Here is a 24,892-nt window from a genome sequence, read left to right as displayed (position 1 = left end):
TCAGGCAAGCACCTGGTCCGTGGCACCCTCAACAATGCACGATTCCAAACACACAAGGGGTGCTCCAGGGAAAGCCAACGTCTCGCTTCGCTGGAACACCCCTCATCAGTCTCGGCGCTGCGCGCCGATCCACCTTCTCCCACAAGGGGAGAAGGAAGAACCGGCGCTAAATCAGAACGGGTAGTGCTGCCCAGGATCTTCGATGGTCACCCAGCGCAGGTCGGTGAATTCGGCGATCGAGGCCTTGCCGCCGAAACGGCCATAGCCGGAGCCTTTGACGCCGCCGAACGGCATCTGCGCCTCGTCGCCGACGGTCGGGCCGTTGATGTGGCAGATGCCGGCCTGGATGCGCGCGGCAACGGCCATGGCACGGCGGATGTCGCGGCTGAAGACGGCGGACGACAGGCCGTATTCGGTGTCGTTGGCGACACGCACGGCCTCGTCTTCGCCCTTGACGCGGATCACCGGCTTGACCGGGCCGAAGGATTCTTCCGCATAGACGCGCATGGCGGGCGTGACATGGTCGAGCAGCGTCGCTTCGACGACCGTGCCGGTGCGCTTGCCGCCCGCCGCCAGCTTGGCGCCCTTGGCGGTGGCGTCGGCGATCAGCTCCTCCATTTTGTCGGCGGCTTGGCTGCTGATCAGCGATCCCAGCACGACATGGCCACGCGGGTCGCCGGCCGGAAGCTGCGATGCGCGGGCGCTGAGCTTGGCGACAAATTCGTCGGCGATCTTTTCGTCGACGATGAGACGTTCGGTCGACATGCAGATCTGGCCCTGATGCATATAGGCGCCGAAGGTCGCGGCATTCACCGCCGCGTCGATATCGGCGTCGTCCAGAACCACGAGCGGCGCTTTGCCGCCGAGCTCGAGCAGCGCCGGCTTGAGGTGCCGGCCCGAAAGCTCGGCGATGATCTTGCCGACCTTGGTCGAGCCAGTGAAGTTGACGCGCTTTACGGCGGCATGCGCGATCAGCGCCTCGACGATTGCCGCCGCGTCCTTCGGGTCATTGGTGACGACATTGATGACCCCCTTGGGCAGGCCGGCCTCGACCAGCACCTGGCCGATCAGGCGGTGCGTGCCGGGACACATCTCGGACGCCTTCAGCACGACCGTGTTGCCGCAGGCGAGCGGCATCGCCAGTGCGCGCGTGCCAAGGATGACGGGTGCGTTCCACGGCGCGATGCCTAGGCAGACGCCCGCCGGCTGACGGATCGCCATGGCAAGCGTGCCGGGCTTGTCGGAGGGGATGATTTCGCCGGAGATCTGCGTCGTCATGGCGGCCGCTTCGCGCAGCATGTTGGAGGCGAGCATGACGTTGAAGCCGGCCCAGGGTCCGGTGGCGCCGGTCTCTTCCATCATCAATTTGGTGAACTCGCCGACCTTGGAGGCCATGACATCGGCGGCCTTCAAAAGCAGCGCGCGGCGCTCGCCGGGGCCGGTCTTCGACCATGCCGGAAAAGCTGCCGCGGCCGCTTCGACGGCTGCGTTGGCGTCGGCGATGTCGGCTGCGGCGGCGCGCGTCGCCAGCTTGCCGGTGAAGGGGTCAAGGCGTTCGTATGACGCTTTGCCGGTTGCCGCTCGTTCGTCGCCGTCGATCAAAAGTCCGATGTCCATGAGTATCTCCCTCGCTCCCCGTGGAGCTTGCAAATTCGATGCTAGAAGCCAAGCACCTCGGCGTTGATCGATGCCTCGAGGCCGCCATCGACGGGCACGTTGGCGCCGTTGATCCAGCGTGCACCGTCGGAGCACAGGAACAGCACGACCGGCGCGATATCGCCGGATGTGCCGGCACGGCCGACCCGGGCGATATCGCTGTCGACGCGGGCGTCGCCCAGCACGGTGCGGAACTGTTTCAGGATCGGCGTGTCGACCGGGCCGGGGCTGACCGCGTTGACGCGGATGCCGCGGCGCTTGAACAGGTCCTGATGCGCGGCGCGCATTGTCCACAGGAGCAGCAACTCCTTCGAAACGGGATAGCCCTCCTCGTTCTTGACCGCATGGTCGGCGATGACCTTGGTGACATCGGGAAAACCTTCAACGCTAACCATGGAAGCCGCACGGTTGAGATTGGCGCGCCAGCCATAACCTGCGATCGAGGCGACGTTGACGATGGCGCCGCCTTCGCGCAGCTTTGGCGCCATCGCCTCGGAAAGCGCCCGCAGCCCGTAGAAGTTGACCGCGAGCGTGGCCGCGGCGCCGGTGTTGCCGGACAGGCCGGCGACGTTGCAGAGCGCGTCCACGCGCTGCGGCAGCCGCGCGACGAGGTCGTCGACGCCGGCCTTGGACGAGATGTCGGCCTTGACGAAAACGCCTTGATGTCCGTCGGGCTCGCGCATGTCGATGCCGATGACATCGGCGCCGAGCTGGCCGGCAAGTTCGGCCGTGCGCGCGCCGATGCCGGAGGCGACGCCGGTGATGAGGATCGTCTTGCCGAACAGGATGCTCATGCCTTCTCCCGATGTGTCTTTGTCTGCGCCGACGAGGCGGTTTCGCCGGCCGGATCCACCGCGGCGGCGGCAAGCCTGACACGGTAACCGACCGGGAGCAGCCGCCAGCCGAAGCGCTCTTCCAGCGTGCCCCACAGGCCGCGCGGCAACAGCAGCGAGAAGACCAGCGCTGTGGCGCCGAGGCCGATCAGGTACCAGACGCCGGCGCCGCCGAACCAGGTTTCGATGAGGAAGAAGATCAGCGCGCCGAGAATGGCGCCCTCGAACGTGCCGATGCCGCCGACCAGCACCATGAAGATCATGTAGGCGGTCCACTGCACGCTGAAATAGGTTTTCGGCTGGAAGGTGATCGAGGTCGCCAGCCACAGCGCGCCGGAGACGCCGATGCCGAAGGCGGCGAGCACGAAGAGCAGCCGCTTGGTCCCGGTGACGCGCACGCCGACGGAGGCCGCCGCATCCTCATTGTCGCGGATGGCGCGGATGGCCGCGCCCGTGCTGCCGCGCAGCAGGCCGAACAGGATCGCCAGCAGCGCCGCCATCGAGCCCAGCGCCAGCCAGTAGATGGTCACGCGGCGCATCGATGCATCATAGACGTTGAGAGAGATCAGGGAGGTGCCGGTCTCGCCCTGGATCAGCCGGTCGAGATTGACGAGGAGATGCGTGAGCGCGGCGATAACCCACATGCCGATGGCGAACTCGCCGTTCTTCAGGCGCAGCATGAACAGCGAGATCGGCCATGACACCGCGCCGACGATGATTGCCGAGACGAAGAGCGAGACGAAGGGATTGAGCCCGGCATTGGCAAGCCGGATGGCGAAGTAAGCGCCGAGGCCGAAGAAGACCTGCTGGCCGACCGAAACCAGCCCGCCGAAACCGGCCAGCGCATTCCACATCGCGGCAAGGATCACATAGATGAACAGCGCGGTCATGCGGTCGACAGCGCCGGCCGAGAGGAACTGCGGCGCGACGGCAAGCAACAGGATAATGGCGGCGACGCCAAATCCGGCGATGCGCGAGGCGGCCGTGCCGCGTTCGATGACGCCGGCGCTCATGATGCCTTCCCCGAGGCGAGACCGAGCAAGCCGCGCAGGCCGAGGCCCGATGTATAGAGCCGGATGAACAGCACGATCAGGAAGGCAAGATGGCCGCCGATGAGGAAGCCCTGCGGGTGCACCGTCGCGCCGAGCGTCTGGGCGAGCGCCAGCACGATGCCGCCGATCAGCGTGCCCCAGAGCGAGCCGGCGCCGCCGATGACGGCCGCTTCGAAGGCAAACAGCAGCTGCGTCGCGCCGGCATAGGGGTCGAAGGTGGCGCGCATGCCGAGGAAGGCGCCGGCCAGCCCGACCGTGACCATGGCGATCGCGGCGGCGACCGCATTGGCGCGGCGCGCATCGACACCGACCAGGCCGGCTGTATCAGGGTCTTCCGACGTGGCGCGGATCGAACGGCCGAGGCCGGTGCGGGTGAGGAAGAGCTGCAGGCCGCCGAGCAGCAAGACGGCCGCGATGAAGATGATCACCGCCAGCTTGCCGACATAGATGCTGCCCGGCCATTCCCAGGAATCGTAGGACAGGCTGCCGATGAACGGCGCCAGCGAGCGGGTGTCGGCGCCGAATTGCTCGAACAGCACATTGTCGATGACGATGGCGAGGCCGAAGGTGGTGAGGATCGGCAGCAGCGCGCCGCCGCGCGCGCTGCGTTCGAGCAGGAAGCGCTGCAGCGCCCAGCCGATCACCGCCATCAGCGGCAGCACGACGAGCAGGCCGAGGAAAGGCGGGATGTGGAAGCGCGAGGCGAGCAGCCACAGCGCGAAGGCCGACAGAACAGCGAGGCTGCCATGCGCCAGGTTGATGATGCGCATCACCGAGAACATGAAGGAGAGGCCGCAGGCGATCAGCGCGTAATAACCGCCGAGCAGGACGCCCTGGACGATCTGGTTCATCATGCCGGCACGCCTCCGGCGCGGTGCAGGCCGAAATAGGCCTTGGTCACCTCGTCGCGCGAGACGTTTTTGCTTTCGCCGGCCAGCGCGATGCGGCCCTCGAGCATGCAGATCACCTTGTCGGAGACGGAGAGCGCGCGGTTGAGATCCTGTTCGACCAGGATGATCGTCGTGCCGGAACTGATCAGGCCCTGCAGCGAGGCATAGACGCGGTCGACGACCAGCGGCGACAGGCCGAGCGAGACTTCGTCGAGCAAGAGCAAGTCTGGATTGCTCATCAGCGCGCGGCCGATCGCCGTTGCCTGCTGCTCGCCGCCGGAGAGGTGTCCGGCCTTGGCGTGGCGGCGCGACTTGAGATTGGGAAAGGTCTCCAGCACGCGCTCGACGCTCCAGTCGCCGGGACGGCCGGCGGTGCGGCCAAGCAGGAGGTTTTCCTCGACCGTCATCTGGACGAACAGCCGACGGCCTTCCGGCACCAGCGCGATGCCCTTGCGGACGCGCTCATGCGAAGGCACGCCGGAAAGATCGGCGCCGTCGAACTGAACACGTCCCGACGCTGCCTGGTGCGCGCCGGCAATGGCCCTCAGCAGCGTCGTCTTGCCGGCGCCGTTGGCGCCGACCAGCGCCAGCGTCTCGCCGCGCTCGACGGTGAAGCTGACGCCGCGTACCGCCTGCAGCAGGCCGTGGCGAACAACAAGATCCTCGATCGACAGCAGGCTCATTTCGGGCCCCCGCCGAGATAGGCGCTGATCACCTGCGGATCGGCCATCACCGCTTGCGGCTCGCCGTCGGCGATGATCTTTCCCGCATCCATGCAGATCAGCCGCTCGGCTACCTGCAAAAGAATGTGGACGATGTGCTCAATCCAGACGATGCCGATCTTGCGGCGGCGAAGCTCGCGGATCGTCTCGACCAATTCGCCGGCCTCGCCGTCGGTCAGGCCGCCGCCGATCTCGTCGAGCAGAAGCAGGGTCGGCCTCGCGGCCAGCGCCCGCGCCAGCTCCAGGCGCTTGCGGTCGAGCAGGCCGAGCGTCTCGGCGCGGCGGTTGGCGACGCCGAGCATGCCGCAGAGCTTGAGCGAGCCCAGCGCTTCCTCATAGGCCTCGTCGCGGCCAAGGCCGGCGCCGTGCGAGGCGGCGACGAAGACATTCTCGAAAGTGGTCATGCCGCTGAAGGGTTTCGGCACCTGATGCGTGCGCACGAGGCCCAGCCGGCAGCGCTGCGTCGCCGCCAGCGCGGTCACGTCATCGCCCTTGAAGGCAATCGTTCCGGCGCTTGGCGGATAGGCGCCGGAGAGCACGCTGAGCAGCGTCGTCTTGCCGGCGCCGTTCGGCCCGACGATGCCGACCGCCTCGTCGGCGCCCATGGCGAAGTCGATGTCGTCCAGCACCACCAGCGCGCCGAAGCGCTTGTGGATGCCGGCGGCATTGAGGATCGCAGCGTTGGGCATAGCGTTCACGATGCGATCCTCACGCGCCCGATCGGGATCAGCCGTTATACGGCTGGAGCTTGGCTTCGACCGGAACCTTCGGGTCGGTGGCGTTCTCGGTCACGACATAATCGAGCGGGAATTTGCTGCCGTCCTTGGCGGCCACCCATTGCGTGCCGATGATCGGGCCGGGCGAGACGTTCGGTACCGGGCCGCTGGTGAAGTCGACCTTGCCGATCATGGTCTCGGTCTTGAGCGTGCTCAGCGCCTTGGCGACAGCCGCCTTGTCCTTGGCGTTGGCGCTCGCCTTCAGCGCCTCAAAGCCGGCGTCGAGCAGCGACATGGAAGCGCCGAGCTGCTGCGTCCACTGCTTGCCGCTCGCCGCCTCGTAGCCGTCGGCAAGCTCAGGGCCCGACACGCCGGTCAGCGGCGACTTATAGGGGAAGGCCTTGTGCCAATAGGCGGCGCTGGAAATCTTCATGCCGAGGTCGCCAAGCGCCTCGATGTCGGAGGGGAACAGGCCGGTCTTGGCGACCTGGGCGATCTTGATCTGCCTCGTCAGGCCCTGCTGCGCGGCCTGGCGCCAGAAGGCGGCAAAGTCCGGCGGGATCGGGAAGGAGTTGAAGATCTCGACGCCTTCCTGCTTGAACAGCGCGATCTGCGAGGAATAGTCGGTGGTGCCGGTCTCGTAGGCGCCGGGATCGACGATGGTGAAACCCTGCTTGGCCAGCAGCGGCGCCAGATGCGCACGGATGGCGTTGCCATCGGCGTCGTTCGGATACATGACGCCGACCTTCTTGTTGGTCTCGATCAGGTTCCATTGCGAGACATAGGCCTTGAAGAATTCCTCGACGCCGAAGCCGAAATGATAGGTCCATTTGAAAGGCGAGGGCTGGCCGGGCTTGGCGCCGCGGCCGAAATACCAGGCTTCCCAAGGCATGACGGTGGACAGGCACGGCACGCCGGCCGCTTCGCAGGCGTCGGCGACCGGGTTGATGACCTCGGGCGTCGAGACGGCGAGCATCAGGTCGATCGCCTGGTTGTTGATCAGGTCCTTGGCGAGCTGCCCGGCGCGGGACGGGTCCGACTGCGTATCCTGGTCGAGGATCTCGACGCTGTATTTCTTGCCGCCGAGCTCGATGCCTTTGGCCAGGGCCTTGCGGGCAAGATCGAGCACATAGCCGTCGGTCTCGCCGAAACCGGCCAGCGGGCCGGTGCGCGGGCTGACGAAGCCGACCTTGAGCGTGTCGGCAGCCTGCGCGAAGGCTTTGCCGCGGCCGAGCGCGAGCGCCGCGCCGCCGGCCACCGAAGTGGCGATGAACTGGCGCCGCGACATGCCTGAAATGTTGGATTTGCTACCGGTCGTATGAGACATCTGCTCCTCCCTCATTGGCCGCTCCATTGGTCTGACAACCGGCGTAGCGGTCATGGGTCAGATGGCTCGGCTTCGATCCTCCGTCGTCACATTGCATTAGCGGTTTGGTTCAGTAAAATGATATTTTGCGTTGTTTCATTAACTGTGAGGTTAGTGAAAACCGTCAGGCGTGATGCCGGGCTGCCTCGCGGATCGTCTGCAACAGAATGGTGAAGGCGGGCGAGGGCGCAGTATCGGTGCGCATCGTCAGGCCGACCGGCCCCTTGGTCTCCTCGGTGTCGACCGGCAGCATGACGAAAGCGCCGCTGGCGATCTCGTTGGCGACGACGCCGGCCGATATGATCCAGACCGCATTGCTCTGGCGCATGAAGGCGCGGCCGAAAGAATCCGACACCGTTTCGATCTCCGTTGCCGGCGCGGTCATGCCGTTGGTGATGAAGAGCCGATCGACGAATGGGCGGATGACGGATTCCCGCGTCGGCATCAGCACCGGGAACTCATCGAGTCGCGCGAAGATGTCGGCTCCCGGCTCCGTCAGCGGATGCCCGGCGCGCACGACGAACAGCACCTGTTCGGAATAAAGGTGCTCGAAGAAGAAGCCGGTCATGTGCTCGGGCGCCGCCAGCCGGCCGACGACGAGATCGAGCGCGCCGGTGCGCAATTGCTCTAAAAGCACGGCATTCTCGCCGGTGACGATCTTGAGCGCGGCGCCGGTGTTTTCCTCGAGGAACAGGCTCATTGCCTTGGGCATCACTTTCGCCGACACAGTGGGCAGCGCGCCGATGCGGATCGGATCGCGATTGAGGGCGCCGTTCTGGCGCACGGAATCGACGCCGCGCTTCAGCGCCGAGATGGCCGAGCCGGCATGTCCAAGGAAGATCTCGCCGAGCCGCGTGACGCGGATGCCGCGGCCGTCGCGCTCGACGACGGCGACGCCGAGCGCTTCTTCCAACTCTCGCAGAGTCTTGGTCACCGCGGGCGCGCTGACATGCAGGAAGTCGGCCGCGCGCGCCACGCTTCCTTGGCGCGCGACTTCGAGAAACGCCTGCAGATGACGGAAGCGAATCCGGCTTTCGGCCATGGTTCGATAACCCTCAAGTTAATGAAACGCCGCAAAATATCATTTTACCGAACCAAACGCGTCGTGCAATGTGACTTTGGAGGATCGAAATCGTGCCATTCGTCAGCATCGGCGGCGTGACGCTGCATCATAGCTATAGCGACGCGAAAGGCTCCGCGAGGCCGATCATCTTCATCAATTCGCTCGGCACCGACTTTCGCATCTGGGACGACGTCGTCGCGAAACTGGCGGGCGAAATGCCGATGCTCGTCTACGACAAGCGCGGCCATGGGCTTTCCGACATTGGCGCGGGCGTGCACTCGATGGACGACCATGTCGACGACCTGCTCGGTCTCATCGATCACTTCGGCTTCAACAAGGTTGTGCTCTTCGGCCTGTCGGTCGGCGGCCTGATCGCGCAGCGGCTCTACACACGCCATCCCCGATCTGTCGAGGCGCTGATCCTTTCCGACACCGCGCACAAGATCGGCACCGACGAGAGCTGGAACACGCGCATCGCGACCGTCGAGCGCGACGGTATCGAGGCGATCGCCGACGGCATCATGAAAGTGTGGTTCACGCCGGATTTTCATGCGCATCGAGCTGTCGATCTTGCCGGCTGCCGCAACATGCTGACCAGGCAGGCGCTGCCCGGCTATGTCGGCACCTGCGTGGCGTTGCGCGATGCCGACTACACCGACAGCGCGCGCCGCATCGCGGTGCCGACGCTGTGCGTCGTCGGCGATCAGGACGGCTCGACGCCGCCCGCTCTCGTTCGCTCGCTGGCGGATCTCATTCCCGCCGCGCGCTTCGAGGTGATCCGCAATGCCGGGCACATTCCTTGTGTCGAGCAGCCCGAAGCGCTCGTCAGTCTGATCCGCAATTTCGTCGGCTCGTTGCCCGAGGGAAAGTCCGCTCATGGATGACGTTACGAAGAACCGCCATCGGACCGGTCTGGAGGTTCGGCGCTCCGTGCTTGGCGATCAGCATGTCGACCGCGCCGAGGACGCCGCGACCGATTTCGACCGGCCTTTCCAGCAACTGATCACCGAGGCCGCCTGGGGAACGGTCTGGGCCCGTCCCGGCTGGTCGAAGCGCGAGCGCTCGATCGTGACGCTGGCGCTGCTTGCGGCACTCGGCCATGACGAGGAGGTCGCCATGCATGTGCGCGCCACCGCAAATACCGGCGCCTCGCGCGACGACATCTGCGAAGCCTTTCTGCACGTCGCGATCTATGCCGGCGTGCCGGCCGCCAACCGCGCCTTCAAGATCGCCAAGGAGGTGTTCGCGCAGATGGATGGAGCCGCCCATGGCTGAGCCCGGCTCCAACCGCGCGCCGGAAACCGGCGCCTTCTTCCAGCGCGACCGGCAATGGCATCCGCCGGCCTTCACGCCGGGCTACAAGAGTTCGGTGCTGCGTTCGCCGCAGAAGGCGCTGCTTTCGTTCGACAACACGCTGTCGGAACTGACCGGGCCGGTGTTCGGGCATGCGATGCTCGGCGAGCTCGACAACGACCTGATCCACAATTTCGCCAGGCCGGGCGAGAGCGCCATCGGCGAGCGCATCATCGTCCATGGGCGCGTGCTCGACGAGCGGGGCAGGGGCGTGCCGGGCGTGCTGGTCGAATTCTGGCAGGCCAATGCCGGCGGCCGCTATCGCCACAAGAAGGACGGGTATCTCGCGCCGCTCGATGCGAATTTCGGCGGCTGCGGCCGCGCGATCACCGGCGAGGACGGCGGCTACGCCTTTCGCACCGTCAGGCCCGGGCCCTATCCATGGCCGAACGGCCCGAACGACTGGCGTCCGGCGCACATCCATTTCTCGGTGTTCGGCCATGGCTTCGCGCAGCGGCTGATTACGCAGATGTATTTCGAGGGCGACCCGCTGATCTGGCGCTGTCCGATCGTCGGCGGCATTCGCGACAAAGCCGCCGTCGAGGCACTGATTGCGATGCTCGACATGCAATCGACGATCCCGATGGATGCGCTTGCCTACAAATTCGACATCGTGCTGCGGGGGCGCCGCTCGACTCTGTTCGAGAACCGGCCGGAGGGCAATTGACGATGCAATCGCTCGACCGGTTGAAGGAGAGCCCTTCGCAGACCGCAGGCCCTTACGTGCATATCGGGCTGACGCCGAATTTTTGCGGCATCGGCGGGGTCTACGAAAGCGATCTCGGCGCGACGATGGTCAACGGCGAGACCAAGGGCGAGCGCATCGAATTGCGTATCCGTGTGATCGACGGCGCCGGCGCGCCGCTGAAGGACGCGCTGGTCGAGATCTGGCAGGCCGATGCCGGCGGGCTCTACAATTCGCCGGCCGAGTTGCGCGGCACGGCCGATCCGAATTTCTTGGGCTGGGGCCGGCAGCCGACCGACATGGAAACCGGCGTCTGCCTGTTCCAGACGATCAAGCCCGGCCGCGTGCCGTTCCGCGACGGGCGGCTGATGGCGCCGCATATCAGCCTGTGGATCGTGGCGCGCGGCATCAATATCGGCCTCAACACGCGGCTCTATTTCTCCGACGAGGCAAAGGCCAATGCCGAGGATCCGATCCTGGCCCGCATCGAACACCGCGCACGCGTGGCGACGCTGATCGCCGAGCGCCAGGGCGACAGCTACGTCTTCGACGTCCATCTGCAGGGCGTGAAGGAGACGGTCTTCTTCGACAGTTGACCGGCCGCGCCATGACCGTATCGCCCTTCGACCATCCGCTGCTTTCCGGCCTGCTCGGCGACGAGGAGGCGGCGCGGCACTTTTCCCTAGAAGCCGACATCGATGCGATGCTCGCCTTCGAACGCGCGCTGGCCGAGGCCGAGGCCAAGCATGGCGTCATACCGCGCGAGGCCGCGACAGCAATCGTCAAGGTGCTAAGTTCGTTCCGGCCGGATACGGCGAAGCTGAGAACCGGCGTCGCCAAGGATGGCGTCGTGGTGCCGGAACTGGTGCGGCAGATCAAAGCCGCTGTCGGTGCGCCGCATGACGCGTTCGTTCATTTCGGCGCCACCAGCCAGGATGTCATCGACACCTCGCTGGTGCTGCGTTTGAGCCAGGTTGTCGACCATATCGGCCTGCTGCTTGGCGAGAATGTCGTCCGCCTGAGCGGGATCGAACTGGAATTTGGTGATCGTCCGTTCATGGCGGTGACGCGGATGCAGCCGGCGATTCCGATCACGGTGGCTGACCGGATACTTTCCTGGCGCGCGCCGCTCGAACGTCATCAGCAACGTCTCGCTAAGGTCTCCAGCCGGCTGCTGCTGCCGCAGTTCGGCGGCGCCGCCGGCACGCTGGAAAAACTTGGTGACAAGGCCGCTGCCGTCCGCGCAATGCTTGCAGCCAAGCTCGACCTTGCCGACGCTCCGCAATGGCAAAGTCAGCGCGACGCGCTCGCCGAGTTCGCCTCGTGGCTGTCGCTCGTCACCGGCAGTCTTGGCAAGTTCGGGCAGGATGTCGCGTTGATGGCGCAGACCGGCTCCGACATCCGATTGTCCGGTGGCGGCGGCTCGTCGGCCATGCCTCATAAGCAAAATCCGGTGAAGGCGGAGGTGCTGGTGGCGCTGGCGCGCTTCAACGCCGTGCAGCTTTCCGGCATGCACCAGGCCCTTGTGCACGAGCAGGAGCGCTCGGGCGCCGCCTGGACACTGGAGTGGCTGATCTTGCCGCAGATGGTCGTCGCGACGGCCGGTGCGCTCCGGCTCGCGGCGGAACTTGCCGCACAAATCGAAAGCCTTGGACACTGATGCGCATGCAGGTCGTTATAGTCGGCTCGGGTCCGTCCGGGTTGCTGCTCGGGCAATTGCTGGCAACCATCGGCGTGGAGACAGTCATCCTCGAGCGCTCGAGCCGCGAGCATGTGCTTGGACGTGTGCGTGCCGGCGTGCTGGAGCAGGGCACGGTGGACCTTTTGGGCGAAGCGGGCGCGGCAGAGAGATTGCATGCCCAGGGCCTGCCGCATGAGGGCATTTCGCTGGCCTTCGACGGTCGCGCGCACCGCATCGACATGACGGCGCTCACGGGCGGCAAGCAGGTCACCGTCTACGGCCAGACCGAGGTGACGCTGGACCTGATGCAGAAGCGCGAGGCGGCTGGGCTTGTCACCGTGTTCGAAGTTTCGAATGTCGCGCTGCATGATTTCGATGGCATGTCGCCCTTCGTCACCTACGACAAGGATGGCGTGACGCATCGCATCGACTGCGACTTCATCGCCGGCTGCGACGGCTACCACGGCGTCAGCCGCAAATCGGTGCCGGAAGGCGCGCTGAAGACGTTCGAGCGGACTTACCCGTTCGGCTGGCTGGGGGTGCTCGCGGAAGTGCCGCCGGCCGACCATGAGCTGGTCTATGCCAATCACGAACGCGGCTTTGCGCTCTGCTCGATGCGCTCGCCGCAGCGCAGCCGCTACTACGTGCAGGTGCCGGCCGACGAGCGCGTCGAGGCCTGGTCCGACGAGCGCTTCTGGGACGAATTGCGTCGCCGCCTGCCGCCGCAGATCGCGGCTACCGTCACCACCGGGCCGTCCTTCGAAAAGTCGATCGCGCCGCTGCGCTCCTTCGTCGCCGAGCCGATGCGTTTCGGGAAACTCTTCCTGGTCGGCGACGCCGCCCATATCGTGCCGCCGACCGGCGCCAAGGGCCTCAACCTTGCCGCCAGCGATGTGTGCTATCTGTTTGCCGGGCTTCGCGAATTCTATCGCGAGAAATCAGAGGCAGGGCTCGACGCCTATTCGGCCAAGGCGCTGGCGCGGGTATGGAAAGCGGTACGCTTTTCCTGGTGGATGACGACGATGCTGCACCGCTTTCCCGAGACGGGCGAGTTCGGCCAGCGCATCCAGGAGGCCGAGCTCGACTATCTCGTTCATTCGAAAGCGGCGTCTACGGCGTTGGCTGAGAACTACGTCGGCCTACCTTATTAGGGTGTGTCGATATTCAGGTGAGGCCGGCCTGCAAATGGCGGGTTCCTGCGCTTCCGGTGCTCACGTACGAAAAGTACGCTCCGCTCCGGTTCTCGGAACCCACCATTTTCGACTCGGCCTGACCTGAATCTCGGCACACCCTGGCGCGCGCCAATCGATTTCAGACGCGCTCCAGCGCGATCGCAATGCCCTGGCCGACGCCGATGCACATGGTGGCCAAAGCGTAGCGGCCGCCGCGCACGCGCAGCTCCAACGCCGCCGTGCCGGTGATGCGGGCACCCGACATGCCGAGCGGGTGGCCGAGCGCGATCGCGCCGCCATTCGGATTGACGTGCGCGGCGTCCTCGGCGATGCCGAGCTGGCGCAGCACGGCGATGCCTTGCGAGGCGAAGGCTTCATTGAGCTCGACGACGTCGAACTGGTCCGGCCTCTGGCCGAGGCGGGCGCAGAGCTTCTTCGTCGCCGGCGCCGGGCCGATGCCCATGACGCGCGGCGCGACACCCGCGGCGGCACCGCCGAGGATGCGGGCGATCGGCGTCAGGCCATATTTCTTCGCTGCGGCTTCCGAAGCGATGATGAGGGCGGCGGCGCCGTCGTTGACGCCGGAGGCGTTGCCGGCGGTCACCGTGCCGCCTTGCCGGAACGGCGTCGGCAATTTGGCCAGCGCCTCGATCGTGGTGCCGGCGCGCGGATGCTCGTCCTTGCCGACAACAACCGGATCGCCCTTCTTCTGCGGGATCGTCACCGGTGTGATCTCCTTCGCCAAGCGGCCATTGGCCTGCGCGGCAACGGCCTTGTCCTGGCTGCGCACGGCGAAGGCATCCTGGTCGGCTCTGCTGACGGAAAAATCCTCGGCGACATTCTCGCCCGTCTCCGGCATGGAATCGACGCCGTACTGTTTCTTCATCAGCGGGTTGATGAAGCGCCAGCCGATGGTGGTGTCGTAAATCTCGGCATTGCGCGAGAAGGCTGCGTCGGCCTTGGGCATGACGAAGGGCGCGCGGCTCATCGATTCTACGCCGCCGGCGATCATCAGCTCGGCCTCGCCGGATTTGATGGCGCGCGCGGCGATGGTGATGGCATCCATACCCGAGCCGCACAGGCGATTGACGGTCGAGCCCGGAATGTCTTGCGGCAAGCCTGCCAGCAGCAGCGCCATGCGCGCCACATTGCGGTTGTCCTCGCCGGCCTGGTTGGCGCAGCCATAGACGATGTCATCGACAGCCGCCCAGTCGACGCTGGAATTGCGCTCGATTAGCGCCTTCAACGGAATCGCGCCGAGATCGTCGGCGCGCACCGAGGACAGCGAACCGCCGAAGCGGCCGATCGGCGTGCGGATGTAGTCGCAGATATAGGCGTCGGCCATCTATGCAGCTTTCCCTCTGGCGGTCCCCTCATGCGCCGCCTTGGTGCGGGCCTGCAGGTCGCGCAATGTCTTGAGCTCGAGTTCCGTCGGCGCCGTCGTCTCGTCGAGGGCCTCGGCGAATTTTACGACCCAGCCACAGCTCGCCTGCACCTGTTCGCGAGTGACGCCGGGGTGCAGCGAGACGACGGTGAATTCCTTGGTCACCGGGTCCGGCTTCCAGATGGCGAGGTCGGTGATCAGCAGCGTCGGGCCGGCCGTATCGATGCCGAGACGCTGGCGGTGGTCGCCGCCTTCGCCATGGCCGAAAGAGGTGAAGAAGTCGATCTTCTCGACCATGCCGCGCTTCGACTGCGCCATGGTGATGTAGACCTGTTTCGACGAGGTGGCGATCTCCGGCGCGCCGCCGCCGCCGGGGAGCCGCGTCTTCGGATGCGCATAGTCGCCAATGACGGTGGTGTTGATGTTGCCGAACTTGTCGAGCTGGGCAGCACCCAGGAAGCCGATCGAGATGCGGCCACCCTGCAGCCAGTAGCGGAACATCTCCGGCACCGCGACTGTGGTGACCGCCGTCTCGCACAATTCGCCGTCGCCGATCGACAGCGGCAAAACGTCAGGCGCCGTGCCGATGGTGCCGCTCTCATAGATCAGCGTGATGTCGGGCGCATGCGTCAGCCGCGCGACGTTGCAGGCGGCCGAAGGCGCGCCGATGCCGACGAAGCAGACATCGTCGCTCTTCAGCGCGCGGCTGGCGGCGATCGTCATCATCTCGTTGGGGGTGAATCCCAGATCGTCGCTCATGCAGCTTTCCTCAGATGTCCGACGCGGCCGGCAAAGTCGTCGGCGCTGCTTTCGATGACGTTCTTCTCAATCCACGCCTGAAAACGGTCGCGGTCGGCGGCGATCTCGTCCCATTCGAGATAGGCGGCATTATCGCGCTCGTAGTAGCCATGTGTGTAGGATGGATGCGAGCCGCCGGGCACGACCGAGATCGCGGCGATCGTCCAACTCGGCAGCACGGTGAGGTTGGGGTGGAGGTCGGCGAAACTGTCGACCACTTCCTCGACCGTCACCACGGCGCGCTTGGCCGCAAGCACGGCCTCCTTCTGGATGCCGATAATGCCTTCGACCAGCACATTGCCTTTGCGGTCCGCCTTCTGGGCGTGGATGAAGGTGACGTCGGGACGGATCGCCGGAACGGCGGCCAGCACCTCGCCGGTGAAGGGGCAGGTGACGGATTTGATGTTCGGATTGACAGAAGCAAGGCCGGCGCCGCGATAGCCGCGGAACACGGCGCAGGGCAGGCCGGCGGCGCCCGCCTCATACGCATTGGCCATGCCAGCATGGCTGTGCTCCTCGACCTCGATCGAGCGCGGAAAGCCGTTCTCGATGGCATCGCGAGCGCGCCTCAGCAGGCCGACGCCCGGATTGCCGACATAGGAGAATACAATCTTTTTCGCCATGCCCATGCCGATCATCTGGTCGTAGATCAGATCCGGCGTCATGCGGATCAGCGTCAGATCGCGAAAACCCTGGCGGATCGCCTCATGCGCGGCGGCGGTCGGGATCAGATGGGTGAAACCCTCGAAGGCCACCGTGTCGCCATCGTGCAGGTTCTCTGCGACGGCCTCTTTCAGCGGCAGGAACTTCACCATTTTCAAACTCCGGCGATCAGAAAAGTTCGCATTGCGAACATATGTTTGATATGCGATACTTTTTAATCTGACACGGATTGGGAGTCAATGTCATGGAAGCGGCGGCAGACGATGATGTTGGCTCGCGCGACCATGTCGGTTCGCTGGAACGCGGCCTGGCGGTGATGGAAATCCTCGCGCACCATCCGGAAGGCATGACACTGACCGAGATGGCGGAGGAAGCTGGGCTGACGCGGGCCGGCGCGCGGCGCTTTCTGCTGACGCTGGCCGCGACCGGTTACGCCACGCAGTCGGGGCGGTTGTTTTCGCTGTCGCCGCGCCTCTTGACCGTGGCGCGGACATGGCTTGGCGGCGCATCGCTGTGGACCTTCGCCGCGCCGATCATGCGCGAGGTGGCTGCTAAATTCGACGAGGCCTGCAATGCGGCGGTGCTGTCGGGTGAGGATGTCGTCTATGTCGCGCGCATTCCCGGCCGCCGCATTTTGAGCGTGGCGCTCGATGTCGGCACCAGGCTGCCGGCCTATTGCACTTCGATGGGCCGCGTGCTGCTGTCCGGGCTGCCGGCAGATGAGTTGAAGACCTTCCTCGCTGACGCGACAATCGAGCGGCGCACGCCGAAGACGATCATCGGCCGCGCCGCGCTCGGCAAGGCCATCGACAAGGCGAGGGCGGACGGCTTCGCCATAGTCGACGAGGAACTCGAACTCGGCCTGCGCTCGATCGCCGTGCCGATCGCCGACCGCGCCGGCCGCACCGTCGCCGCCATCAACCTCTCGACGCAGTCGGCGCGGTTTTCGGTCGAGGCGATGGAGCGCGATATCCTGCCGGTGCTGCGCAGGGCCAAAGAACGGGTCGAGGAATTTTTCTTCGTTTGATCGGCGATCGTCTTCGACAGCCGGGCAATTGTCTGAGGCCGGCGCTGCCCCTCATCGCCCTGCCGGGCACTTCTCCCCGTATAGTGACGGGGAGAAGAAGCTAGCCGTTGACGCTTCTCTGCACATACGCTAATGAACAGGATTATACAGGTTCACTGAACAGGTATTGATATGGCCCGTCGCGCAGTGCAGATCATTCCCGGCACGGGCAAGCCCGAGCAGATCGCGACGGTTCTCGAACATGAAATCCGCTCCGGCGTGCTTGGCTTCGGCGACCGACTGCAGAGCGAGAACGAGCTCGTCCAGCGCTTCTCCGTTAGCCGCAACACGGTCCGCAAGGGACTGGAAGAGCTGTCGAGCCGCGGGCTGATCACCACCAGGGTCGGCATCGGGTCCTTCGTCACCTTCGACGGCATGCCTGTCGACGACGCCATCGGCTGGTCGCGCGCGCTCGCCAATGCCGGCGCCAACGCGGAAACCCGTACGCTGCGGCTGGAAATCATCGAGGACGCCGAACTCGCGGCGCGGCTCGGTGTCGACAGCCCGTCCTTCATCGCGGTCGACCGCGCCCGCACCAATGCTGCCGACGGCCATGCGATCTCGATCGAGCGCAGCCGCCTGCCGCTGTCGCCGGAGCTTGAAGACATTCCCTTGCGCGGCCTGCGCGAAGGCACACTGCATCAGACGCTGCGCGGGGCAGGGCTGGTTCCCGACCATGGCGAGGAATGGGTCGACATCGAGATGCTGAGCGCCGCCGATGCCGCCATTCTCGACTGCGCGCCCGGCACCCCCTTCCTGCGCACGCGGCGCCTGACGCGTGCCGCCGACGGGCGCGTGATCGAATTCGTCACCAGCCTGCTCAACCCTGCGCATTTCGCGCTGCATCTGGAGTTCTGAGCATGGCGATCGACCTGATCGACCGGGCAATGGGTGCGCTGATCGGCGGCGCGCTCGGCGACGCGCTCGGCATGCCCACGCAGCTTCTGTCGCCGGCGCGCATCGCCGAGCTCTACGGCCATGTCGAAGGTTTTGTCGCGCCCACGGACGACCATCCAGTTTCCAAGGGGCTGCCGGCTGGCGCTATCACCGACGACACCGAGCAGGCGCTGCTGCTCGGCCGCATCCTGGTCAGTCCCGGCGAGCGCTTCGACCATGCGCGCTGGGTCAATGCGCTGCTGGATTGGGAGCGCGACGTCAAGGCGCGCGGCAGCTACGACCTGCTCGGACCTTCGACCAAGCGCGCCATCGACGCCATCAATGACGGTGTGCCGCCGGAAGAGGCGGGCCGCAACGGCGACACCAATGGTGCCGCGATGCGCATTGGTCCGGTCGGCATCATGATGCCGCCGGAACCGCTCGCGGCACTTGTCGCCAAGGTGGCGGAGACCTGCCGCGCCACGCACAACACATCCATCGCCATCGCTTCCGCCAGCGCTGTCGCCGCGGCGGTCAGCCTCGGTGTCTCGGGCGGCGATTGGCGCGCCGCTTCCGGCCACGCTGTCACGGCGGCACGGCTGGGCGCGGCGCTCGGCCATTGGGTTACCGGCGGCGACATCGCCGCCCGGATCGCCTGGGCGCAGGAGCTTGTCCGCGGCAAGGCGGAGAAGGAGGCGATCAAGCTGATCGTCGACCTCATCGGCACAGGCGTCGCCAGCCAGGAATCGGTGCCTGCGGCCTTCGCAGTGCTGGAAGTCGCGCAAGGCGATGTCTGGCGCGCGGCCGTCATCGCCGCCAATCTCGGCGGCGACACGGACACGATCGGCGCGATCGCCGCCGGCATGGCCGGCGCCTGCAGCGGCCTGTCGAACCTGCCGCAGGATCGCATTGCCGGACTCCGGGGTATCGACCTTGCGGAGGTTCGTTTGCTGGCCGGCGATCTGGTGGCGGCGCGGACCAGCAAGGCCGGCTCCGGCAAGGAGGCCGCCGCATGAGCGGGCGGCTCGTCCATGTCGGCAGCGCGGTGGTGGATTATGTCTACCGCATCGATGCTTTGCCGGCGCCCGGCGCGGAGAAGACCGCGTCGGCTTACGCCCGCGTCGCCGGTGGCGGCTTCAACATGATGGTCGCGGCGCGCCGCACAGGCATGAAGGTGGTGTTCGGCGGACAGCTCGGCACCGGTCCGGATGGCGATTTCCTGCGCGCCGCCTTCGCCGCCGAAGGCATCGAGACGCTGACGCCGCCATCGGCGATCATGGACAGCGGCAATTGCGTTGCCATGATCAGCGGCGATGCCGAGCGCACCTTCGTCTCCTGGCCCGGCGCCGAAAGTCGGCTGACGCTCGACATGATGAAGCCGGTCCAAGTCGTTCCGGGCGATTGGGTTTTCACCTCGGGCTACACGCTGAGCTATCCCGGCAGCCGCGATGCGCTGACCGGCTGGATCGAGGCGCTGCCGGTCGGCATTCCTTTCGTCTTCGACCCGACGCCGGTGATCGCCGACATTCCGCGGCCGATCCTCGACCGGGTGCTGGCGTGCACGACCTGGCTGAGCTGCAACACCGATGAAGCGGCCGCGATCGCCGGATCTGGCGATGCCCAGACCGTGGCCGTCCGGCTGCTCGAAGACCATTGTCCGCAGGCGGCGGGCGTGGTCATCCGCGCCGGCGCGCGTGGCTGCCTGGTGCGGCTTGCCGATGGCGGGATACGGACGGTGCCCGGTTTCGAGGTGGAGGCCGTCGATACCAATGGCGCCGGCGACACGCATATCGGCGCCTTCGTCAGCGGCCTGTCGCGCGGCATGCGCGCTTGCGACGCGGCCCGCTACGCCAACGCGGCGGCAGCACTTTCCGTCACCCGCCATGGCGGGTCCTCGGCGCCAGCCGATCTCGAGATCCAGGAATTCCTGACCCGACACGGACAAGCAACCGAGCGGGGCCAGGAGGAAGCGACCGCAACTTAACAAGCCCGTCAATCGGGCAAACAATGAGAGGAAAACGACATGCGCATGCCCAGACTGACTGCTTTCTTGACGGCGACTGCCGTCTTCGTTTCCGCCTTCACGCTCGCCGCGCAGGCCGCCGAGGAAGTGCATGTCCTCAACTGGAAGGGTTATGGCGCCGACGAACCGTGGGCGGTCGCCAATTTCGAGAAGGCGACCGGCTACAAGGTGGTCAACGACTTCTTCAACTCCGAACAGGAGATGCTGACAAAGATCCGGACCAATCCCGGACTCTACGACGTCGTCATGATCAACGCCGCCTTCAACGACCAGGCGATGGCCGGCAAACTGATCCAGCCCATCGACGTCTCGAAGCTGTCCAACTATGCCGACATCGCCAAGGACAAGGCCGGCTCGCCGATGCTCAACCATGACGGCAAGGTCTATGGCGTGCCGTGGGTGTGGGGCCTGACGGCTCTCGCCATCAACGACAAGTCCTTCGACAAGCCGCCGACGAGCATCGCCGAAATGTGGGACCCGGCGCATAAAGGCCGCGTCATCATCCGCGACGACGCCGTCGAAGCGGTGCAGTTCGGCGCGCTGGCCTCGGGCCAGAACATCAACGACATCAAGGATATGGAGGCGGTCAAGGCGAAGCTCACCTCGCTGATGCCGCAGATCAAGACCTTCTGGAGCTCGGAGAACGACTGGAACCAGATGGTCGCCTCCAACCAGATCGACATCGGCACCTATTGGAGCGGCTCGGCCGACCGCGCCAAGACGCATTTCAAGTTGCCGGTGTCGCTGGTCATCCCGCAGGAAGGCTCTGTCGCCTGGCTCGACGCCTTTTCCATTCCCGTCGACTCCAAGAACGTCGCCGGCGCCGAGGCGTTCATCAACTACATGATCGACCCGAAATTCTACGTCGAATGGGTCACCAAGGTCGGCGCGCCGGTCTCGGCCAACACCAAGGCGGTCGACGCGCTGCCCGAGGATGCCTTCAACCGCAAGGTCATGGGCAGCCCCGATGTCGCCAAGCGCATCCAGTTCCAGGCGCCGATCACCGACGAGCAGCGCGAGAAGTATCTGGCGCTGTGGCAGGAGCTGAAGGTCAACGTCAAGTAATCGACGTCTTTCGGGGAGGAGAGGCATCATGGCTGACCAGCTTGCAATCGGTTCGCGCCGCGGACTGAAGCCGGCGCTGCCGCTTCTCCTTCCCGCCTATCTGTGGCTGACGGTGGCGATCTTCCTGCCGCTGTCGGCCATGGTGTTCTTCTCGTTCATGACCGATCTGCCGCTGGCAGGCAAAGACTGGGCCTTCACGCTCGGCAACTACGCGGCCTTCTTCTCGCAGGGCCTCTATGCCACGCTCATGCTCGCCTCGCTGCGGCTCGGGCTCGAGGTGACGCTGTGGTGCATCGTCATCGGCTATCCGGCGGCTTACGTGCTGGCCAAGGTGCTCAAGGGGCGCAGCCGTGAAGCGATCTTCCTGCTCGTCATCCTGCCGTTCTGGTCGAATGGGCTGGTGCGCATCTTCTCCTGGGCGATGGTGCTGCGCGAGGGCGGCATCCTCGACACCGCGCTCAACGCCGTGCTGCCCTTCAAGATCAACATCGATCTGATGTATTCCTATCCGGCCGTCATCATCGGCCTGGTGCACTCCTATGTGCCCTACATGGTGCTGACCTGTTATCTGACGCTGCAGGCGATTGACGACTCGCTGATCGAGGCGGGCCGTTCGCTGGGCGCCTCGCGGCGGCAGGTGCTGTGGCGGGTGATCATCCCGCTGTCGATGCCCGGCCTGATCGCCGGCGCGGCGCTGATCTTCGTGCCGGTCGTCGGCTCCTTCATGGAGCCGCGCATCCTCGGCGGCCGCACCGGCACTTTTTACGGCACCGTCATCGAGGATCAGTTCGTCGCCGTCTTCAACTGGCCGCTGGGGGCGGCGCTCTCCTTCATCCTGCTCGCCGTCGTGCTGATCATCCTGGCGCTAGCTGCGCCTGTCCTGCGGAGGGCCGGCTGATGGCGACGACGCGTATCCTCGAATGGCTCGGGCGCTTCTACATCGTGCTTCTGCTCGGCTTCCTCTATCTGCCGATCATCATCATGGCGGCGATGTCGTTCAACGCCTCGCCCTTCTACCAATTGCCGTTCGAGTGGACGACGGACTGGTACGCCTCGCTCTGGCAGAACGACCAGCTGATCGCGGCGACGTGGAACAGCATCGAGATCGCGGTCATCACCACGATCATTTCGACAGTGCTTGGCGCGATGGCGTCGCTGGCGCTCTACCGCTACGAGTTCCGCGGCAAGAAAGTGCTGCAGGCGCTGCTCTTCCCACCGATCGCCATTCCGTGGCTGATCACTGGCACGGCGATGCTGATCTTCTTCTTCGGCATCGGCATCGGCCGCGGGCTGGTGGCGATCCTGCTCGGCCATGTCGCGCTGGCGCTGCCTTATGTGATCGTCGTCGTCTCGGCCCGGCTGCAGACTTTCGCGCCGGAGTTGGAGGAGGCCGCGCGTTCGCTCGGCGCCAACCAGTGGCAGGTCACCATGCGCATCACGCTGCCCTGGATCATGCCTGGCGTGATCGCCGGCGGGCTGTTCGCTTTCGCCGTATCGTTCGATCAGTTCGTGGTTTCGTACTTTCTGTCGACGCCTGGACAGACGACGCTGCCGGTCGAAATCTACGCGGCGATCCGCAAAGGCTTCACGCCCGAGATCAACGCGGTCTCGACGATCATCATTGTCGTGTCGATGGCGCTGATGCTGCTCACGGCGCGCTTCTTCAAATTTGGCGGAGAGAAGTAATGGCTGGCGTCCAGGTCGCGAATGTCTCCCGCAGTTTTGGCGCGCACAAGGCGCTCGACGATGTCTCGATCGACTTCGCCGACGGCGGTTTCTATGCGCTGCTCGGGCCTTCGGGCAGCGGCAAGACCACGCTGCTGCGCCAGATCGCCGGCTTCGATTTTCCGGACTCCGGCCGCATCGCCATCGGTGGCGAAAGCGTCGAGCGGGTGCCGGTCGAGAAGCGGCGCATCGGCATGGTGTTCCAGAACTACGCGCTGTTTCCCAATATGAGCGTCGCCGACAATGTCGCCTTCGGCCTTTCGGTGCGCGGCGAGGCGAAGGCGACGATCGCAGCGGAAGTGCAGCGCGCGCTCGACCTCGTCCAACTCGGCAAGCTCGGCGCCCGCAAGCCGCACCAGCTCTCCGGCGGCCAGCGCCAGCGCGTGGCGTTGGCACGCGCCATCGTCACCAAGCCGCGCGTGCTGTTGCTCGACGAGCCGTTAGGGGCGCTCGACAAGGCGCTGCGCGTCGATATGCAGATCGAGCTGAAGCGCATCCAGCGCGAGATCGGCATCACCACCATCTTCGTCACGCACGACCAGGAAGAAGCGCTGACGATGAGCGATCGCATCGGCATATTGCGCGACGGCCGGCTGGTGCAAGAAGGTCCGCCGGAAGAGATCTACGACCGGCCGCAAAGCGAGTTCGCCGCGACCTTCCTCGGCGACGCCAACATCTTTCGCGGCAATGCCACCGGCAACGGAATCCTGCTGGCCGACGGCACGACGATTGCCGCTGCCGTGGGCGACAGGTTGGTGCCCGGCGCCAAGGCAAGCTGCGCCGTGCGGCCGGAACGCATCCAGATTTCGACCGGGGTAGTGAAGCCCGACACGGGCAATGCCAACTCGCTCAAGGGGCAGGTGTCGAAACGCATCTTCGCCGGCAACAACAGCACCTATTTCGTCGACCGGGACGGCCAGACGCTGAAAGTGATCGTGCAGAATACGGGCGCCGAACGGCTGGCCGAGGGCGAACCGGTGGTGCTCAGCTGGTCGCCGGACAGCACGGTGCTGATCGCGGCCTAAACTGGCCACGGGCCGGTCAAATCTCCGGAATGCTTTCGCGGAAGATTACCTGCAGGCGCGGCTGGTGCAGTTCGTAGGGCAGTCCCCTGACCGAGTGGGACAGGATGTTGAGCGCTTCCCTGGCCTCGACGCGCGGGTTCTGGTCGATGACGGCATCGAGCGTGCCGTCGAGCAGCAGTTCCTTGGTGCCGTCCGTCACCTCATGGCCGAGGAAGATGATCTCCCGCGCCCGGGCCCGCTCCTTGAGCGCCCGAGCGATGCCGGTATTGCCGGCGCCGACATTGTAGATGGCGGCAAGATCGGGATGGCGCTCGAGCAGGGCTGAAGCTTCCGAATAGGCCTTCTCGCGGTCGTCGAGCATTTCGCGCATCTCGACGATCTCGAGGTTGGGCGATTCTTCCGCCAGGATGTGGCGGAAACCCATCTCGCGCTCCTCATGGCCGCGATAGGCGAGCGAGCCGGCGAACAGCGCGACCTTGCCCGGACGGCCGACGCCCATGAAGCGGTTGAGGAGATAGCCGGCCAGCCGGCCGGCGGCGCGGTTGTCGATGCCGATATAGGCGACCCGCGGCACGTGCAGGATGTCGGAGGCGATGGTGACGACCTTGACGTCGCTGGCCGACAGCGAGCGGATCGCCTCGCGCACCGTCGGATGGTCAAGGGCGATGACGCCGACGCCTTGCGTCTGGCCGTGCAGGTCCTGCAGCAGGCGGGCGAGGCGGTCGGGGTTGAAGCCTTCGATGGTGGTGACGCGGACATCGAGGTCGGGCCGCGTCAGCGCCTGTGCCTCGATGTGGCGATGCAAGAGCTTGATGAAGGAATTGGTGCCGGCCGGCAGGGCGAAGTCGAGCCGGATCGTCTGCCCCGGCACGGCGCGCTGCGGCGTGCCGTTCGGCGTTTCGGCGATATAGCCTAGGCGCTGCGCCATCTCGATGACGATCTCGCGGGTACGCGCCCGCACGCCTGGACGGTTGTTCAGCACGCGATCGACCGTGGCCGGGGAAACGCCGGCTTCGCGGGCTATGTCTGTCAGGGTTGACCGCACGTCTGGCACCTCATCGCAAGCATCAAAATCACG

At 65.6% G+C, this 24,892-nt stretch carries 26 protein-coding genes; 14 read left to right on the top strand and 12 right to left on the bottom strand.

Annotation, left to right across the window (positions count from 1 at the left end; translation table 11 throughout):
- Window positions 1-171: 171 nt before the first annotated feature.
- The 8 genes from FJ988_RS25360 to pcaQ all read right to left on the bottom strand — a co-directional run bounded on the left by FJ988_RS25360 (window position 172) and on the right by pcaQ (window position 8,277).
- Window positions 172-1,617: an aldehyde dehydrogenase gene (locus FJ988_RS25360; RefSeq protein ID WP_140821087.1), complete on the bottom strand. Its 1,446-nt coding sequence runs from the start codon at window positions 1,615-1,617 to the stop codon at window positions 172-174.
- A 41-nt stretch (window positions 1,618-1,658) separates the two neighbouring features.
- Window positions 1,659-2,444 carry a coniferyl-alcohol dehydrogenase gene (locus FJ988_RS25355; protein ID WP_140821096.1) on the bottom strand — a complete coding sequence of 262 codons (786 nt, stop codon included), beginning with the start codon at window positions 2,442-2,444 and terminating at the stop codon, window positions 1,659-1,661.
- Between the two features lie 2 nt (window positions 2,445-2,446).
- Window positions 2,447-3,502 carry a branched-chain amino acid ABC transporter permease gene (locus tag FJ988_RS25350; RefSeq protein ID WP_140821086.1) on the bottom strand — a complete coding sequence of 352 codons (1,056 nt, stop codon included), beginning with the start codon at window positions 3,500-3,502 and terminating at the stop codon, window positions 2,447-2,449.
- Complete coding sequence (locus tag FJ988_RS25345; protein ID WP_140821085.1) at window positions 3,499-4,395, bottom strand: branched-chain amino acid ABC transporter permease; 897 nt, start codon at window positions 4,393-4,395, stop codon at window positions 3,499-3,501. Before FJ988_RS25345 ends, FJ988_RS25350 begins: the two co-directional genes overlap by 4 nt.
- Window positions 4,392-5,114 (bottom strand): ABC transporter ATP-binding protein, encoded by a 723-nt coding sequence (locus tag FJ988_RS25340; RefSeq protein WP_140821084.1) that lies wholly within the window; start codon window positions 5,112-5,114, stop codon window positions 4,392-4,394. The genes FJ988_RS25345 and FJ988_RS25340 overlap by 4 nt, the downstream gene beginning before the upstream one ends.
- Window positions 5,111-5,842 (bottom strand): ABC transporter ATP-binding protein, encoded by a 732-nt coding sequence (locus tag FJ988_RS25335; RefSeq protein WP_140821095.1) that lies wholly within the window; start codon window positions 5,840-5,842, stop codon window positions 5,111-5,113. Before FJ988_RS25335 ends, FJ988_RS25340 begins: the two co-directional genes overlap by 4 nt.
- Before the next feature lie 37 nt (window positions 5,843-5,879).
- Window positions 5,880-7,196, bottom strand: coding sequence for an ABC transporter substrate-binding protein (locus tag FJ988_RS25330; protein ID WP_181183665.1), 1,317 nt, complete (start codon window positions 7,194-7,196; stop codon window positions 5,880-5,882).
- A gap of 163 nt (window positions 7,197-7,359) precedes the next feature.
- Window positions 7,360-8,277 carry a pca operon transcription factor PcaQ gene (gene pcaQ / locus FJ988_RS25325; RefSeq protein ID WP_140821083.1) on the bottom strand — a complete coding sequence of 306 codons (918 nt, stop codon included), beginning with the start codon at window positions 8,275-8,277 and terminating at the stop codon, window positions 7,360-7,362.
- Between the two features lie 92 nt (window positions 8,278-8,369).
- Here pcaQ and pcaD point away from each other — a divergent pair, with 92 nt between their 5' ends.
- Genes pcaD through pobA form a run of 6 tightly spaced genes read left to right on the top strand, consistent with a single transcriptional unit; the run spans window position 8,370 to window position 13,168 of the window.
- Window positions 8,370-9,182 (top strand): 3-oxoadipate enol-lactonase, encoded by an 813-nt coding sequence (gene pcaD / locus FJ988_RS25320; protein ID WP_140821082.1) that lies wholly within the window; start codon window positions 8,370-8,372, stop codon window positions 9,180-9,182.
- Complete coding sequence (pcaC, locus tag FJ988_RS25315; RefSeq protein ID WP_140821081.1) at window positions 9,175-9,573, top strand: 4-carboxymuconolactone decarboxylase; 399 nt, start codon at window positions 9,175-9,177, stop codon at window positions 9,571-9,573. Before pcaD ends, pcaC begins: the two co-directional genes overlap by 8 nt.
- Window positions 9,566-10,318 carry a protocatechuate 3,4-dioxygenase subunit beta gene (gene pcaH / locus FJ988_RS25310; protein ID WP_140821080.1) on the top strand — a complete coding sequence of 251 codons (753 nt, stop codon included), beginning with the start codon at window positions 9,566-9,568 and terminating at the stop codon, window positions 10,316-10,318. Before pcaC ends, pcaH begins: the two co-directional genes overlap by 8 nt.
- A 2-nt stretch (window positions 10,319-10,320) precedes the next feature.
- Entirely contained in the window at window positions 10,321-10,932 is a 612-nt protein-coding gene (pcaG, locus tag FJ988_RS25305; protein ID WP_140821093.1) for a protocatechuate 3,4-dioxygenase subunit alpha, read from the top strand.
- Window positions 10,933-10,943: 11 nt separating this feature from the next.
- Complete coding sequence (locus tag FJ988_RS25300) at window positions 10,944-11,996, top strand: 3-carboxy-cis,cis-muconate cycloisomerase (protein ID WP_140821079.1); 1,053 nt, start codon at window positions 10,944-10,946, stop codon at window positions 11,994-11,996.
- On the top strand, window positions 11,996-13,168 hold the full coding sequence (pobA, locus tag FJ988_RS25295) for a 4-hydroxybenzoate 3-monooxygenase (protein WP_140821078.1): 1,173 nt from the start codon (window positions 11,996-11,998) through the stop codon (window positions 13,166-13,168). Before FJ988_RS25300 ends, pobA begins: the two co-directional genes overlap by 1 nt.
- Before the next feature lie 160 nt (window positions 13,169-13,328).
- Here the strand turns inward: pobA and pcaF are convergent, their stop codons facing one another.
- From pcaF to FJ988_RS25280, 3 genes are read right to left on the bottom strand one after another with little or no spacing between them, the layout of a single operon-like run.
- A complete protein-coding gene (gene pcaF, locus FJ988_RS25290) occupies window positions 13,329-14,534 on the bottom strand; it encodes a 3-oxoadipyl-CoA thiolase (RefSeq protein ID WP_140821077.1) in 1,206 nt (401 codons plus the stop codon).
- Complete coding sequence (locus tag FJ988_RS25285; protein WP_140821076.1) at window positions 14,535-15,332, bottom strand: CoA-transferase subunit beta; 798 nt, start codon at window positions 15,330-15,332, stop codon at window positions 14,535-14,537.
- Window positions 15,329-16,186, bottom strand: coding sequence for a CoA transferase subunit A (locus FJ988_RS25280; RefSeq protein ID WP_140821075.1), 858 nt, complete (start codon window positions 16,184-16,186; stop codon window positions 15,329-15,331). Before FJ988_RS25280 ends, FJ988_RS25285 begins: the two co-directional genes overlap by 4 nt.
- Before the next feature lie 92 nt (window positions 16,187-16,278).
- Between FJ988_RS25280 and FJ988_RS25275 the strand changes: the two genes are divergently transcribed.
- The 8 genes from FJ988_RS25275 (at window position 16,279) to FJ988_RS25240 (ending at window position 23,814) form a co-directional block, all read left to right on the top strand.
- Entirely contained in the window at window positions 16,279-17,061 is a 783-nt protein-coding gene (locus FJ988_RS25275; protein ID WP_140821074.1) for an IclR family transcriptional regulator C-terminal domain-containing protein, read from the top strand.
- 171 nt (window positions 17,062-17,232) lie between these two features.
- Entirely contained in the window at window positions 17,233-17,958 is a 726-nt protein-coding gene (locus FJ988_RS25270; protein WP_140821073.1) for a GntR family transcriptional regulator, read from the top strand.
- A 2-nt stretch (window positions 17,959-17,960) separates the two neighbouring features.
- Window positions 17,961-18,992, top strand: a complete 1,032-nt coding sequence (locus FJ988_RS25265) for an ADP-ribosylglycohydrolase family protein (RefSeq protein WP_140821072.1) — start codon at window positions 17,961-17,963, stop codon at window positions 18,990-18,992.
- A complete protein-coding gene (locus FJ988_RS25260) occupies window positions 18,989-19,960 on the top strand; it encodes a PfkB family carbohydrate kinase (protein ID WP_140821071.1) in 972 nt (323 codons plus the stop codon). The genes FJ988_RS25265 and FJ988_RS25260 overlap by 4 nt, the downstream gene beginning before the upstream one ends.
- A 39-nt stretch (window positions 19,961-19,999) precedes the next feature.
- The gene (locus tag FJ988_RS25255) at window positions 20,000-21,064 is read left to right on the top strand and encodes an ABC transporter substrate-binding protein (protein WP_140821070.1); all 1,065 of its coding nucleotides are present in this window, start codon (window positions 20,000-20,002) and stop codon (window positions 21,062-21,064) included.
- Window positions 21,065-21,092: 28 nt separating this feature from the next.
- Window positions 21,093-21,962: an ABC transporter permease gene (locus FJ988_RS25250; RefSeq protein WP_140821069.1), complete on the top strand. Its 870-nt coding sequence runs from the start codon at window positions 21,093-21,095 to the stop codon at window positions 21,960-21,962.
- The gene (locus FJ988_RS25245; RefSeq protein WP_140821068.1) at window positions 21,962-22,750 is read left to right on the top strand and encodes an ABC transporter permease; all 789 of its coding nucleotides are present in this window, start codon (window positions 21,962-21,964) and stop codon (window positions 22,748-22,750) included. Before FJ988_RS25250 ends, FJ988_RS25245 begins: the two co-directional genes overlap by 1 nt.
- Window positions 22,750-23,814: an ABC transporter ATP-binding protein gene (locus FJ988_RS25240; RefSeq protein WP_140821067.1), complete on the top strand. Its 1,065-nt coding sequence runs from the start codon at window positions 22,750-22,752 to the stop codon at window positions 23,812-23,814. The genes FJ988_RS25245 and FJ988_RS25240 overlap by 1 nt, the downstream gene beginning before the upstream one ends.
- Window positions 23,815-23,830: 16 nt before the next feature.
- On the opposite strand, the gene FJ988_RS25235 is transcribed toward FJ988_RS25240, so the two are convergent.
- On the bottom strand, window positions 23,831-24,859 hold the full coding sequence (locus FJ988_RS25235) for a LacI family DNA-binding transcriptional regulator (protein WP_140821066.1): 1,029 nt from the start codon (window positions 24,857-24,859) through the stop codon (window positions 23,831-23,833).
- Window positions 24,860-24,892 lie beyond the last annotated feature (33 nt).

The sequence above is a fragment of the Mesorhizobium sp. CU3 genome, from assembly GCF_006442965.1.
In the GTDB taxonomy this organism is placed as follows: domain Bacteria; phylum Pseudomonadota; class Alphaproteobacteria; order Rhizobiales; family Rhizobiaceae; genus Mesorhizobium.
The sequence above is the reverse complement of the archived record's forward strand: the minus strand, read 5'-3'. Positions and strand labels throughout refer to the sequence as shown.